9 protein-coding genes and 1 tRNA gene are annotated in these 14434 nt (G+C 73.6%); 1 reads left to right on the forward strand and 9 read right to left on the reverse strand.

Features of this window, described 5'->3' with window-relative positions; translation table 11 throughout:
• Positions 1-141: 141 nt before the first annotated feature.
• The 8 genes from ACIG3E_RS04180 to ACIG3E_RS04215 form a co-directional block, all read right to left on the reverse strand.
• Positions 142-218, reverse strand: a tRNA-Thr gene (locus ACIG3E_RS04180).
• Positions 219-327: 109 nt separating this feature from the next.
• Entirely contained in the window at positions 328-1935 is a 1608-nt protein-coding gene (locus ACIG3E_RS04185; protein WP_399611012.1) for an alpha/beta hydrolase, read from the reverse strand.
• A gap of 119 nt (positions 1936-2054) precedes the next feature.
• Positions 2055-3260: a DNA polymerase III subunit delta' gene (locus ACIG3E_RS04190; RefSeq protein ID WP_399611015.1), complete on the reverse strand. Its 1206-nt coding sequence runs from the start codon at positions 3258-3260 to the stop codon at positions 2055-2057.
• 172 nt (positions 3261-3432) lie between these two features.
• Complete coding sequence (gene tmk / locus ACIG3E_RS04195; RefSeq protein ID WP_399611018.1) at positions 3433-6696, reverse strand: dTMP kinase; 3264 nt, start codon at positions 6694-6696, stop codon at positions 3433-3435.
• Positions 6697-6986: 290 nt separating this feature from the next.
• Positions 6987-9824 carry a type I DNA topoisomerase gene (gene topA, locus ACIG3E_RS04200; RefSeq protein WP_399611021.1) on the reverse strand — a complete coding sequence of 946 codons (2838 nt, stop codon included), beginning with the start codon at positions 9822-9824 and terminating at the stop codon, positions 6987-6989.
• Between the two features lie 381 nt (positions 9825-10205).
• On the reverse strand, positions 10206-10403 hold the full coding sequence (locus tag ACIG3E_RS04205) for a hypothetical protein (RefSeq protein ID WP_242720461.1): 198 nt from the start codon (positions 10401-10403) through the stop codon (positions 10206-10208).
• Between the two features lie 286 nt (positions 10404-10689).
• Positions 10690-12198 carry a methyltransferase gene (locus ACIG3E_RS04210; RefSeq protein ID WP_399612156.1) on the reverse strand — a complete coding sequence of 503 codons (1509 nt, stop codon included), beginning with the start codon at positions 12196-12198 and terminating at the stop codon, positions 10690-10692.
• Positions 12199-12230: 32 nt separating this feature from the next.
• Positions 12231-12830 (reverse strand): TetR/AcrR family transcriptional regulator, encoded by a 600-nt coding sequence (locus ACIG3E_RS04215; RefSeq protein ID WP_399611024.1) that lies wholly within the window; start codon positions 12828-12830, stop codon positions 12231-12233.
• A gap of 100 nt (positions 12831-12930) precedes the next feature.
• Between ACIG3E_RS04215 and ACIG3E_RS04220 the strand changes: the two genes are divergently transcribed.
• Positions 12931-13758: a class I SAM-dependent methyltransferase gene (locus tag ACIG3E_RS04220; protein WP_399611027.1), complete on the forward strand. Its 828-nt coding sequence runs from the start codon at positions 12931-12933 to the stop codon at positions 13756-13758.
• 76 nt (positions 13759-13834) lie between these two features.
• Here the strand turns inward: ACIG3E_RS04220 and ACIG3E_RS04225 are convergent, their stop codons facing one another.
• Positions 13835-14419 carry a small secreted protein gene (locus tag ACIG3E_RS04225; RefSeq protein ID WP_366792187.1) on the reverse strand — a complete coding sequence of 195 codons (585 nt, stop codon included), beginning with the start codon at positions 14417-14419 and terminating at the stop codon, positions 13835-13837.
• Positions 14420-14434: the final 15 nt, after the last annotated feature.

Here is a 14434-nt window from a genome sequence, read left to right on the forward strand (position 1 = left end):
ACATAACGCCTCAGCACGAGGATCCCCCCACGAATCTGTGCACCACCCACAGCCCACCGCACCCCCCACCTGCAGTAGGGCCCGCGCCCCTGGAGACACAGAAAGACCCCAGGCCGTGATCTACACGACCTGGGGTCCCAGTGGAGCCGCCTTCGGGATTCGAACCCGAGACCTACGCATTACGAGTGCGTTGCTCTGGCCATCTGAGCTAAGGCGGCGCGCGTCCCGCACCTATGGTGCGATCAGCAACGTCAGCAAGTCTACACAGTTTCCGGGGGTGCTCCGTACACCCCTCCGCGCGGGCGCGCGGAGGGGTGTGAGCTGGGGTTACGCGCAGCGCTTGGTCGTGCGGGGGGCGCGGCCCTCCAGGAGGTAGGTGTTGATCGTGTCGTCGACGCAGCGGCTGCCCCGGCCGTACGCCGTGTGGCCGTCGCCCTCGTAGGTGAGGAGGCGGCCCGAGGAGAGCTGGGAGGCGAGGGCCTTGGCCCAGCGGTAGGGGGTGGCGGGGTCGCGGGTGGTGCCGACGACGAGGATCGGGGCGGCGCCCTTGGCCTCGATGCGGTGGGGCTCTCCGGTGGCCTTCACGGGCCAGTACGCGCAGTTCAGGGCCGACCACGCGAGGCCCTCGCCGAAGACGGGCGAGGCCTTCCTGAAGGCGGGGAGCGCGGCCTTCACGTCTTGGGGGGAGGCGAAGGACGGGGGGAGGTCCAGACAGTTCACGGCGGCGTTGGCGTACATCAGGTTCGAGTACGCGCCGTCGCCGTCCCGCTCGTAGTAGCTGTCGGAGAGCGCCAGCAGGGCCGAGCCGTCGCGATCGCGCATCGCCGCGTCCAGGGCGTCGCGCAGCTGGGGCCACGCCGACTCGTCGTACATCGCGGCGATCACGCCCGTGGTGGCGAGCGCCTCGCCGAGCGCGCGGCCACCGGCCGGGCCCGGGTCGCCCGCGGGGATCGGGGCGCGGTCCAGGTCCGTGAAGAAGGCCTTCAGGCGGCGGCCCGCGTCCGCGGGGCTCTTGCGGCCGAGGGGGCAGTCCGCCCGCCGCACGCAGTCCTTCGCGAACGACTGGAAGGCCGTCTCGAAGCCCGCCGTCTGGTCCTCGTTCATCCGGCGGGCCGAAAGGGAGGGGTCCATCGCGCCGTCCAGGACCAGGCGCCCCACCCGGTCGGGGAAGAGCCCGGCGTACGTCGCGCCGAGGAACGTGCCGTACGACGCCCCGACGTACGTCAGCTTCTTGTCGCCGAGGGCCGCCCGCAGGACGTCCATGTCCCGGGCCGTCTCGACGGTGGAGACGTGCTTCAGGAGGCCCCCCGCACGCCGCTCGCAGCCCGCCGTGAACTTCCGGTAGGACGCGGTGAGTCCCTTCGTCTCGGCCGCGTCGTCGGGTGTCACGTCCGTCTGCGTGTACGTGTCCATCTCGCGGTCGTTCAGGCACGTGACGGGCTCGCTGCGGGCCACGCCGCGCGGGTCGACGGCCACCATGTCGTAGCGGGCGCGGATCTTGCCGGGGTAGCCGAGCGCCGCGTACGACTGGAGGTAGTCGATCGCCGAGCCGCCGGGGCCGCCCGGGTTGACCAGGAGCGAGCCCAGGCGGTCGCTCGCCTTGCCCGTCGCCTTCTTGCGGGACACGGCGAGGCGCAGGTCACCCGCGTCCGGGGCGGCGTAGTCGCGCGGCACGCGCAGCGTCGCGCACTCGAAGTCGGGCACTCCGCAGGCCCGCCAGCGCGGCTTCTGGTCGTAGTACGGCGTCAGGTGTTCCGGCGTGGCCCGGGGCAGCGCGGCCAGCGCGACGTTCGCCGAGGGATCTTCCGAACCGCCCGACGAGCAGCCGGGGATGAGCAGCGCGGCGGCCAGCAGCGCGAGGACGCCCCGGCGGGGGCGGGACGCCCTGGGGCGGCCTGGGGGGCGGGGGCGTCGGGCGCGGCTGGTGGTTCCCATCCGGCGAGAGTAACCCTCCGGCGTCACACGATCACCATGCGTGCCCTTTTGGGTGACCTGCCGTTCGCATCGCCGCGCGCCGGTGGCCCGTCAGTGACCCGGGCCGGTGGCCCCCGCGCTCACCCCGCCCGCAGCGCCACCGTCATCGCCTCCACCGCGAGCAGCGGTGCCACATTGCGGTCCAGCGCCGTGCGGCAGGCGCCGATCGCCTCGATGCGGCGCAGCGTGGACTCCGGTGACGTGCCGCGCGCCAGGCGCTCCAGCATGTCCTGCACCTCCGTGTTGGCCAGTTGCACGCGGGAGCCCAACTGGAGCGCGAGGACGTCCCGGTAGACCCCGGTCAGGTCGATCAGGGCCAGGTCGAGGCTGTCGCGCTGCGTACGGGTTTTGCGGCGCTTCTGCTTGTCCTCCAGCTCCTTCATCGCGCCTGCCGTGCCACGCGGCATCCGGCCGCCCTGCGCCGCGCCGAGCGCCGCCTTCAGCTCCTCGGTCTCCTTGGCGCCGACGTCCTCGGCGACCTGCTTGGCCTCCTCGGCGGCCGTGTCGATCAGCTCCTGCGCGGCCCGCAGGCAGCCGCCGACGTCGTCGACCCGCAGCGGCAGCTTGAGCACGGCGGCCCTGCGCTGCCGCGCGCGCTCGTCCGTCGCCAGGCGGCGGGCCCGGCCGATGTGCCCCTGGGTGGCGCGGGCGGCGGCCGCGGCGGCGGCGGGCTCGACGCCGTCGCGGCGTACGAGCATGTCGGCGACCGCGTCCACCGACGGCGTACGCAGCGTCAGGTGGCGGCAGCGGGAGCGGATGGTGGGCAGCACGTCCTCCAGGGAGGGCGCGCAGAGCAGCCACACCGTGCGGGGGGCGGGCTCCTCCACGGCCTTCAGGAGGACGTTGCCCGCGCCTTCGGTGAGGCGGTCGGCGTCCTCCAGGACGATGACCTGCCAGCGGCCCACGGCGGGCGAGAGCTGGGCGCGGCGGACCAGGTCGCGGGTCTCCTTGACGCCGATGGACAGGAGGTCGGTGCGGATGACCTCCACGTCCGCGTGGGTGCCGATCAGGCTCGTGTGGCAGCCGTCGCAGAAGCCGCAGCCGGGCTCGCCACCGAGCGCGCGGTCGGGGCTCACGCACTGCAGGGCGGCGGCGAAGGCGCGCGCGGCGTCGGCGCGGCCGGAGCCGGGCGGCCCCGTGAACAGCCAGGCGTGCGTCATCTTCGAGGCCTCGGGCGCGGGCGCCCCGGTGGCGGCCGCGGTGACCAGGGTGTCGGCGTCACGCGCGGCGGCCGCGAGCTGGACGCTCACCTTCTCCTGGCCCACCAGGTCGTCCCATACCGGCACGGGTCACCACCTTCGCCTAGCTGTCGTACGGACGCCACCGTCACCACGCACGTCGCACCACGCACGTCGCGCCTCGCAGCACCACGTCGCACTGTCGGAATTCATTGTGGAGCACAGCACTGACAACCCCGACCGTATGCCCGCTGACCTGCGCTTTCGTGCCGTCGTACGGTCAACGGCGGCGGCGCCTGCCCCGGTCCTCCGGCTCGTCCTCGTGCGACCCGAGGAGTTCGTCCGCGAGCGACGGCAGGTCGTCCATCGGCGTCTCCTCCGCCCACTCGGAGCGCTGGCGGCGCGGGGTGCCGGTCTCGTCGACCTGCGGCAGCTCGCGCGTCCGGTCGTTCGGGCCGAGGTCGTCGTGCGCGGCGGGCTGGGCCCGCTCGTCGCGGAAGTAGCCGGGCGGCACCCGGTCCGCCACGTCGTCCCGTACGGCCGGAAGGACGGTCGTCTCGTCCGCCGAGCCGTCCACGCTCACCTGCGGAAGGACGGTCGTCTCGTCCGCCGAGCCGTCCACGCTCACCTGCGGAAGGACGGTGGTCTCGTCGGCGGCGCCGTCCACGGTCACCTTCGGGAGCACGGTCGTCTCGTCGGCCGCGCTCTTCGTGGCCTGCGGCAGCTCCGCCGTCTCGTCGGCGGCGCCGAGCGCCTTCGGGTCCACGACCGGCGTCGTCACGGTGGTCTCGTTGTCCGGCGAGGTCGGCCGGTCGTCGGACGAGGGCTGCTCGGCCGAAGGCTGCCCGGCCGAGGGCGAGGGGGCCTCCTCCGCCGAAGCCTGGGACGGGGCCCGGCCCGGAGCGGGCGGCGCCTCCGACGGCGAGGCCGTCACCGCAGCGGACGCCGCCGCCTCCGCGAGCCGCCGCGCCTCCTCGGCGCGCCGCAGCGCCTCCTCCGCCTTGCGCTGCTTCTCCAGGCGCCTGGCCTCCGCCTCGGCGCGCAGCCTGGCCTCTTCCTCGGCCTTGCGCCGGGCCTCCTCCTCGGCGCGCCGCCGCGCTTCCTCCTCGGCCTTGCGGGCCGCTTCCTCCTCGGCGCGCCGCCGGGCCTCCTCCTCGGCCTTGCGGCGGGCCTCCTCGGCGCGCTGCCGGGCCTCCTCCGCCTGGCGTTCGGCCTCGCGGCGCTGGGCCTCCTCCAGCTCGCGCCGCTTGCGCTCCTCCTCCTCGGCGCGCAGCTTGGCGAGCTGCTCCTGGCGCTCGCGCTCCTTGCGCTCCTCCTCGGCCTTGCGGGCCGCCTCTTCCTCGGCGCGCCGCCGGGCCTCCTCCTCGGCCTTGCGGCGGGCCTCCTCCTGGGCCTTGACCTCGGCTTCGGAGAGCGGCAGGACGACGTCGAGGCGGTGCCGGATGACCGTCGTGACGGCCTCCGGCTCCTGGGCGGCGTCGACGACCAGATAGCGGCCGGGGTCGGCGGCGGCCAGCGTGAGGAAGCCGGACCGCACGCGCGCGTGGAACTCGGCGGGCTCGGACTCCAGGCGGTCGGGCGCCTCGGTGAAGCGCTCGCGCGCGGCCTCGGGCGCCACGTCGAGCAGGACGGTGAGGTGCGGGACGAGGCCGCCGGTCGCCCAGCGGTTGATGCGGGCCACCTCGGTCGGGGACAGGTCGCGGCCCGCGCCCTGGTAGGCCACGGACGAGTCGATGTACCGGTCGGAGATCACCACGGCTCCGCGCGCGAGGGCGGGCCGTACGACGGTGTCGACGTGCTCGGCGCGGTCGGCGGCGTACAGGAGCGCCTCGGCACGGTGCGAGAGACCGGCCGACGACACGTCGAGCAGGATCGACCGCAGCCGCTTGCCGACGGGCGTGGCGCCCGGCTCGCGCGTGACGACGACCTCGTGGCCCTTGGCCCGGATCCAGTCGGCGAGCGCCTCGGCCTGGGTGGACTTCCCGGCGCCGTCGCCGCCCTCCAGGGCGATGAAGAAGCCGGAGTCGGCGGGCGTCTGCACCGGGTCGTCCCCGCCGCGCAGCGCGTCCCGCAGGTCGTGCCGGAGCGGTACGCCCTGCCGGTCGTCGGCCTTGGCGAGGACGAGCGCGGCCACCGGCAGGAGCAGCGCGCCGACCAGCATCAGCGTGAAGGAGGCGCCCCCGTGGTCGAACACGAACTTGCCGTTGACCATGCGGTGCGGCCCGATGACGGCGGCGAGCAGCGGCGCCACGAGCACGGCGAGCGCCACGAAGAGGCGGACGGCCGCCTGGAGGTGCTCGGTGGTGCGGGCCCTGCGGTAGTCCTCGACCTCCTGGTCGAGGAGCGCGTGCCCGGTGTTGGCGGCGACGCCCGCGGCGACGCCCGCGAGCAGCAGGATCAGCAGGACGCTCGTCAGGTCCGGCACGAGCCCGGCCGCGAGGAGCGCGACGCCGGTCACGGCGATGGCGAGGGCGAAGAGGCGGCGACGCGACAGCGAGGGCAGCAGCGCGGGCGCCAGGCGGATGCCCGCGACCGTGCCGCCGGTCAGCGCGAAGACGAACAGGCCGTACGTGACGGGCCCGCCCTGGAGGTCCTTGGCGTGCAGCACGGCGACCGCGACGGCCGCGGCGACGGCCCCGGCGACGGCGGTGCAGGCGGCGACGAGCAGCGGGATGGCGCCGGTGCGGCCCTTGTCGGTGCCGCTTCCGGTACGGGGCCTGCGCAGGCCCTCCAGGGGGCTGCGCGGGCGCGGCGTCTGCGTGCCGGGCAGCCGGATGGCGTACACGACGGAGGCGGACGCGGCGAAGAGCCCGGCGGCGACGAACGAGGCGAGCCCCGCCTGGTGCCGCTCGAACCAGTCGACGCCCGAGCCGAGCACGTTGCTGACGAGCCCGACCGCGACGAGCCCGACGGCGGCCAGGGGCAGCGCCACGAATCCCGTACGCAGCGACAGGCGGCGCAGCGCGTCCAGGTGGTCGGGCAGCGGGCGCACGGCGGCGCCCTCCGGCGGCGGGTTGGGCAGCAGGGCGGGCGCGGCGCTCTCGCGGGCGACGGTCCAGAAGCGCTCGCTGACGCCGACGACGAAGGACGTGACCAGGATCAGCGCGAGCGCGTTGTCCGGCGTCCAGACGCTCCACAGGGGCGCGCAGACGAGGAGCGCGGCCCGCACGCCGTCGGCGCCGATCATGGTCCAGCGGCGGTCGAGGGGCCCGTCGGGCGAGGTGAGGGTCGTCAGCGGGCCGAGCAGGACCGCCCCGAAGAGCAGCGTCGCCAGGACGCGGGCCCCGAAGACGGCGGTCACGGCGATCGCGACTCCGCGGTAGCCGCCGCCGAAGGCCCCTTCGGCGATGGCCGACTGGAGCCCGAGGACGACGAGGACGAGCAGCGCCAGGCCGTCGCCGACGCTCCCGACGAGGTGCGCGCTCCACAACCGCTTCAGCTGCGGTACGCGCAGCAGGGCACGCACCGCGCGCTCGCGGGAATCCGCGGCCAGGGAGTCGTCGGGAACCGTGGTCATGGCGGGCTGCTGTTCGGCACGCGTCATCCGTCCAGCCTATCTGGAGGCACGCCCTCACAGCGGCGACGCCCGAACATACGGGCGTCGCCCGCGGGGAGTACCGGAAGGGCGCCGGGGCGCTCGCTACGACGCGAGCCCCTGGCCGTGAACGGTCAGGGGCTCGGCAGGAGTGGACCGCCGGTCAACCGGGAAGGGGCTCCCGCTCAGCCGGTGGCCTCCCGGTCAGTCGGCAGGGCACCGGTCGGGCGGTGGGGCACCAGTCGATCGGCAGGGCTCCGGTGAGTCGGTAGGGCACCGGTCGATCGGCAGGGCACCGGTCAGTCGGTGGTCTCCGCGGCGGCCGTCTTCTTGGCAACGGCCTTCTTCGTAGTCGTCGTCTTCTTGGCGGCCGTCTTCTTAGCCGTCGTTTTCTTGGCAGCGGTCTTCTTGGCCGCCGTCTTCTTGGCGGGGGCCTTCTTCGCGGGGGCCTTCTTCGCGGCCTTCTTGGCGGTCTTCTTCGCGGGGCCCTTCGCCCGCTTCTCCGCGAGCAGCTCGAAGCCGCGCTCGGGGGTGATGTCCTCCACGGAGTCGGCCGCCCGCAGCGTCGCGTTGGTCTCGCCGTCCGTCACGTACGGACCGAAACGGCCGTCCTTGACGACGACCGGCTTGCCGCTGACCGGGTCCTCGCCGAGCTCCTTGAGCGGCGGCTTCGCGGCGGCGCGGCCGCGCTGCTTGGGCTTGGAGTAGATCTCCAGGGCCTCGTCGAGGGTGATGGTGAAGAGCTGGTCCTCGGTCTCCAGGGAGCGCGAGTCGGTGCCCTTCTTCAGATACGGGCCGTAGCGGCCGTTCTGCGCGGTGATCTCGACGCCCTCGGCGTCGGTGCCGACGACGCGCGGCAGCGACATCAGCTTGAGCGCGTCGGCGAGCGTCACCGTGTCCAGGGACATCGTCTTGAAGAGCGAGGCCGTGCGCGGCTTGACCGCGTTCTTGCCGGTCTTCGGGGTGCCCTCGGGGAGCACCTCGGTGACGTACGGGCCGTAGCGGCCGTCCTTGGCGACGATCTCGCGGCCCGTCTCCGGGTCGGTGCCGAGCTGGAAGTCGCCGCTCGGCTTGGCGAGCAGCTCCTCCGCGTACTCGACGGTGAGCTCGTCGGGCGCCAGGTCGTCCGGGATGTCGGCGCGCTGGTGGTTCTCGGAGTCCTTCTCGCCGCGCTCGATGTACGGGCCGTAGCGGCCGACGCGCAGCACGATGCCGTTGTCGACGGGGAAGGACGACACCTCGCGGGCGTCGATCGCGCCCAGGTCGGTGACGAGCTCCTTGAGGCCGCCGAGGTGGTCCCCGTCGCCGTTCCCGGCGTCCGCGGCGCCGCCGGTGCCCTCGCCCTCGCCGAAGTAGAACCGGCGCAGCCACGGCACGGCCTGCGCCTCGCCGCGCGCGATGCGGTCGAGGTCGTCCTCCATGCGGGCGGTGAAGTCGTAGTCGACGAGCCGCCCGAAGTGCTTCTCCAGGAGGTTCACCACGGCGAAGGACAGGAAGGACGGCACCAGGGCCGTGCCCTTCTTGAAGACGTAGCCGCGGTCGAGGATCGTGCCGATGATCGACGCGTACGTCGACGGGCGGCCGATCTCGCGCTCTTCGAGCTCCTTGACCAGGGAGGCCTCGGTGTAGCGGGCCGGGGGCTTGGTGGCGTGGCCGTCGACGGACATGTCGTCGGCGGACAGCGCGTCGCCTTCGGAGACCTGCGGCAGGCGGCGCTCGCGGTCGTCCAGCTCGGCGTTCGGGTCGTCGGCGCCCTCGACGTACGCCTTGAGGAAGCCGTGGAAGGTGATGGTCTTGCCGGACGCGCTGAACTCGGCGTCGCGGCCGTCGGCGGCCCGGCCGCCGATCTTCACGGTGACCGAGTTGCCCGTCGCGTCCTTCATCTGGGAGGCGACGGTCCGCTTCCAGATCAGCTCGTAGAGCCGGAACTGGTCGCCGGTCAGGCCGGTCTCGGCGGGGGTGCGGAAACGATCACCCGACGGGCGGATCGCCTCGTGCGCCTCCTGCGCGTTCTTGACCTTCCCGGCGTACGTGCGCGGCTTGTCCGGCAGGTAGTCGCCGCCGTACAGCTGCGTGACCTGTGCGCGGGCCGCCGTGACCGCCGTGTCGGACAGGGTCGTGGAGTCCGTACGCATATAGGTGATGAAGCCGTTCTCGTACAGCTTCTGGGCCACCTGCATGGTGGCCTTCGCGCCGAAGCCGAGCTTGCGCGAGGCCTCCTGCTGCATCGTCGTCGTACGGAACGGGGCGTACGGGGAGCGGCGGTAGGGCTTGGACTCGACGGAGCGGACCGCGAAGTCCGTGTTCTCCAGGGCGGCGGCGAGGGCGCGGGCGCCTGCCTCGTCCAGGTGGAGCGTGTTCTGGCTCTTCAACTGGCCGAGGGAGTCGAAGTCGCGGCCCTGGGCGACGCGCTTGCCGTCGACCGTCGTCAGCCGGGCGACCAGCTGCGAGGGGTCGCTCGGGTCGCCGGCGCGGCCGGTGCCGAAGGTGCCGGTCAGGTCCCAGTACTCGGCGGAGCGGAAGGCGATGCGCTCGCGCTCGCGCTCGACGACGAGCCGGGTCGCCACGGACTGCACGCGGCCCGCGGAGAGCCGCGGCATGACCTTCTTCCAGAGCACCGGCGAGACCTCGTAGCCGTACAGGCGGTCGAGGATGCGGCGGGTCTCCTGGGCGTCGACCATGCGCTGGTTGAGCTCGCGCGGGTTGCGGACGGCGCCCTGGATCGCGTCCTTGGTGATCTCGTGGAACACCATGCGCTTGACCGGGACCTTGGGCTTCAGGACCTCGAGGAGGTGCCACGCGATGGCTTCGCCCTCGCGGTCCTCATCGGTGGCGAGGAAGAGTTCGTCGGACTCCTTGAGGAGGTCCTTGAGCTTCTTGACCTGGGCCTTCTTGTCGGCGTTGACGACATAGATGGGCTGGAAGTCGTGCTCGACGTCCACGCCGAGGCGGCGGACCTCGCCCGTGTACTTCTCGGGGACCTCCGCGGCGCCGTTGGGAAGGTCACGGATGTGCCCGACGCTCGCCTCGACGGTGTAGCCGGGGCCGAGGTAGCCCTTGATCGTCTTCGCCTTGGCAGGCGACTCGACGATGACGAGTCGGCGGCCGCCCTGTGCGGTCTCGCTGGTCGGGGACAACTTCGCTCTTCTCTCCGGTCGACGCTCGGTGGGCAATGCGGTGCCCGGCGCCCCCTAGGGGGTCGCCGCGACTGCGCTTGCGGTTGCGCTGTCGCTGCGGAGTGTGACGGTACATCCCGCCCCCGTGTCAAACGGGAAAAGCCCGCAACGGCCACTCGAACGGTAACCCGACTACCGCCATTTCTGCCGCCTGGGCTGGCCTCAGGCCGTGCGCCGTGCTCTGTGCCGGGTCTCGCCGGGTCCCTCGGCTGCCCGGCTCTCCGCGGCGGTCGTAGGCCGGTGGCCGTCCGTGGCGCCGCACGCCCGGCCGAAGGCCGGCGGGGGCCGGGCACCAGGGGCGCGGCTCCCGGTTCCGGGCCCGGGGCGCGCCCCGGGCGGGCCTCACACGCGTGTGAAGGACCACACCGCCAAGGCCAGGGCGCCGAGGCCCGCGACGGCGGCGAGGGTCGCGGCGGCCGTCTGCTGCACGCCGTGCGCCACCGGGGCGCGGTGGGCGACGCGGGTGCCGGTCCACAGCAGCAGCGCCGCGCCGAACAGCGCGAACACCGCCCCGGCGAAGATCGCTGGTCCGCTCTCCATGCCCTGGCCTCCCCGTGCCGTCCCGTACGTGACACCTGATGGATGCCCCGGCTGCGGACGCTGGCACGCCCAGGCGGCGGAACCACGAAATCCGGGTGAACGAGGGGCGGCGGACCGGGGCGACAATGGCCGGTTCCCTACGCGGAAGGGCCGACTCCGGGTAGGTACGGGGGTCGGCTCCTCGTGGTGGCAGGGACTCGTCACGTTGCGTACGGACGTCGCTCACGCCACGTACGTGACCGATCGGGGCCGGTGCGCGCCGCGGCCCCGATCGGCACCACCGTCCCTACTGCCCCACCGGCTCCAGGAACCCCTGCTCCACCAGGAGCCGGATCTGGGCGGGGGTGCGGTCCCGGAGCGCCACCGGGTCCTCGCCCATCAGCTGGGCGATGGCGTCCAGGATGCGGCCCGCGCCGAGCGTGCCGTCGCACACACCGGCGAAGCCCGCGCCCACCGTGTCCACGCGGGTGGCCCGCCGCATGCCGCGGTGCTGGCGCAGCACGACGTGCTCCGGGTCCTCAGCGCCGGGCATGCCGACCTGCTCCTGCACCACTTCGGCGGCGAGCTTGAAGTGGTCTCCGAGCAGCGCGGCGTCGTCGTGGGCGCGCAGATAGTCCTGGCGGGCGAAGTGGGCCCGGACCGTGTCGCCGAGGGGCTGCTCGACGGGGTGCGGCCACTCCTCGATGGTCACGGACGGCTCCGCGGCACCGGACTTGCGCAGCGTGACCCAGCCGAAGCCGACGCCCTTGGTCCTGCGGGCCTCGAACTCGTCGAGCCAGGCGTCGTACAGCGCCGAGTACTCCGCCGGGTCGGTGCGGTGGTCCCCAGCGTCGCGGAGCCACAGCTCCGCGTACTGCGTGATGTCCTGCACCTCGCGCTGCACGATCCACGCGTCACAGCCGCGCGGCACCCAGGAGCGGACGCGCTCGGTCCACTCCTCGCCGTCCACGTGCTGCCAGTTGGCGAGGAACTGGGCGTACCCCCCGTCGTTCAGCCTGTCCCCCGCCTGCTGAACGATCGAGCGGCACAGATCGTCCCCGCCCATGCCGCCGTCGCGGTACGTGAGCCGCGCGCCCGGCGAGATCACGAACGGCGGGTTGGACACGATCAGGTCGTACGTCTCGCCCTCGACCGGCTGATACAGCGAGCCCTCCCGCAGGTCCGCTTCCGGCGCCCCGGAGAGCGCGAGCGTGAGCCGGGTGATGTGCAGGGCACGGGGGTTGAGGTCGGTCGCGGTGACCCGGGTGGCGTGCTGGGCTGCGTGCAGCGCCTGGATGCCGGAGCCCGTACCGACGTCGAGGGCGCTGGCCACGGGCGTGCGCACGGTGATCCCGGCGAGCGTCGTGGAGGCCCCGCCGACGCCGAGCACCACGCCCTCGTCGCGGCTGCCGATGCCCCCGGCCCCGCCGACCGCGCACCCGAGGTCCGAGACGATGAACCAGTCCTCGCCGTCGGGCCCCCCGTACGGGCGTACGTCGACGGTGGCCTTGAGGCCGCCGCCCTCGCCCGCCGCGCGGTCCTCCGTGAGCCAACCGCTCTCCAGGAGAGGGCCGACGGGCAGCACACGCTCCACGCGCGCGTGCGGCACGGAACGCTGCAACAGGAAGAGCCGTACGAGCGTCTCCAGGTCACCGTCGCCCCGGGTGGCCCGCAGCGCGGGCACGGTCTCGCTGCGCGCGAGCGCGGCGTACGCGGACGCCCCCAGGAGTTCGAGGAGTCCGTCCGCGGTGAAGTCGGCCCCCAGGAGGGCCTCCCTCAGGCGCGGGGTGACATCGGAACGGTCGGTCAAAGGCAGGCCATAACTCACGCCCACATTGTGACCCGTCCTCAGGCCAGAGGTCCGCGCACAACGCCCGCGACGACCGTCCGCACGACCTTCACGACGGCCTCGGTCTCCGGCGGGGTGCCCTTCCTGTCGGCGAACAGCAGGTGTCCCGCGCCGATCAGCGTGGGTGCGAGCGTGTCGACGTCGGCGTAGGCCGCGAGACGGCCGCGTTCGCGCTCGGCGCAGAGGTACGCGGCGACCATGGCGGTGGCCTCCGCGAGCACCGGTACCCCGGTGGGACGCGTCCGCCGCAGCCGGGCGCGCAGCTCGTCGCGCGAGGTGACGAGGCCGACCACCGCCACGGCGACCGATCCGAACAGCTCCGTCAGGGCGTCGGCGAGGTTGCCGACGACGGTGCCGGTCCCGGCGGAGGCGCGCAGCACCGCGGCCTGCCGGTCCACCCGGGCGACGCGGTCCAGGACCAGGTCGGCGAGGAAGGCGTCGAAGTCGGCGAAGTGCCGGTGCAGCACGCCCTTGGCGCAGCCCGCCTCCGTGGTGACGGCCCGGCTGGTCAGCGCGCTCGGCCCGTCCCGGAGCAGGACGCGCTCGGCGGCGTCGAAGAGCTGCTCGCGGGCGTCGCGGATGGCTACTCCTGTGGGCACCGGGGCGCTCTCCTCTCTTTCTGTGGCGGTCGGCGGGCCTGTTGACGAGTGGGTGACGGGCCCGTTGACGAGTGGGCGATCGCCCACTCATAGTGGGCGTATGCCCACTTTACCGTCGGGGCCGCCGGAACAGGGCCCTCCCCGTGAGCCCACGCCCCATCAACACCGTGACGTGGCCGAGTCGTTCGGCGTCGACGCCGCCCGCTACGACCGGGCCCGGCCCCGCTACCCCCAGGCCCTGGTGGACCGCGTCGTCGCCGCGAGCCCGGGGCCGGACGTCGTCGACGTAGGCACGGGGACCGGCATCGCGGCCCGCCAGTTCCAGGCGGCCGGTTGCCGGGTGCTCGGGGTCGAGGTGGACCCGCGGATGGCGGCCCTGGCGCGGCGGCGCGGCCTCACGGTGGAGGTGGCGGCCTTCGAGGAGTGGGACCCGGCGGGGCGGGCCTTCGACGCGGTCGTCTCCGGCCAGACGTGGCACTGGGTGGACCCGGTCGCGGGCGCGGCGCGCGCGGCGCGGGCGCTGCGGCCCGGCGGCCGCCTCGCCGTGTTCTGGAACGCGGGCGAGCCCCCGGCCGACCTGGTGCGGGCCTTCGCCGAGGTCTACCAGCGGTTGCTGCCCGACTCGCTCGCCGCCCGCCAGTGGGCGATGCCCGCCGGGGAGGCGTACGCGGCCCTCGCGCTGAGGGCCGTCGACGGGATGCGGGCGGCGGGCGCGTTCGGCACGCCGGAGCGCTGGCGCTTCGCCTGGGAGCGGGACTACAGCCGCGACGAGTGGCTGGACCAGGTGCCCACGACCGGCGGCCACACCGGCCTCCCGGCGGCCCTCCTGGAGGAGGTCCTTCAGGGCGTCGGAGCCGCCGTGGACGCGGCCGGGGGCGGCTTCACGATGCGGTACACGACGGTGGCGGCCACGGCGGCACGCGCGTAGGGCCCACCGGGGCACGCGAGAGGGGTGCCTCCTGTCGGGAGGCACCCCTTCATCACGGATCCGGCCGCCGGGCCCGTCAGGAGGACGAGGGCGAGCTGCCCGCCTTGCAGCTGTCCTGCTCGCGCATGGCCTTGCCGACGTCCCCGGCCTCCAGCTGCTTCTGGGCCGTGTTCTCGCTCTTGCTGAGCTTGCCGAGGCCCTCGGCGACCTTCGCGAGGTCGTCCGCGAAGGCCGACTGGTTCTTCGTGTCGAGCTTGTCGGTCTGCGCCTTGAGGTCCGCGTACGACTTGGAGAGGCCGTCCAGCTCCTTCACGGCGGCGTTCAGCTTCTTCTCGCCGTCGTCGACCGGCGGCGCGCCCGCCTTCTTCAGGGCGGCGCTACGCTCCTTGTAGGCGTCGGAGATGTCCTGGAACGCCTGCGAGTCGGTCTTCTTCACTTCCTCCGGCGAGCTGTTGTCCGCGGTCTGCTTCTTGATCGCCGCGTTGGCGTCCGCGATCTTCTTCGACTGTGCCTGTACGGCCGTGTCGCAGACCTTCTTGGCCCAGTCGTCCAGCTTCTTGTTGCCGTCGTCGTCCGAGCACCCCGACAGCGCCAGTACCAGTACCGCACCGCCGGACACTGCGGCCGCGAGCTTCTTGTTCACCGGATTGGTCCCTTCCATGGCTCTCGGCCCCGG

The organism is Streptomyces sp. NPDC053474, from assembly GCF_044544845.1.
Lineage (GTDB): Bacteria > Actinomycetota > Actinomycetes > Streptomycetales > Streptomycetaceae > Streptomyces.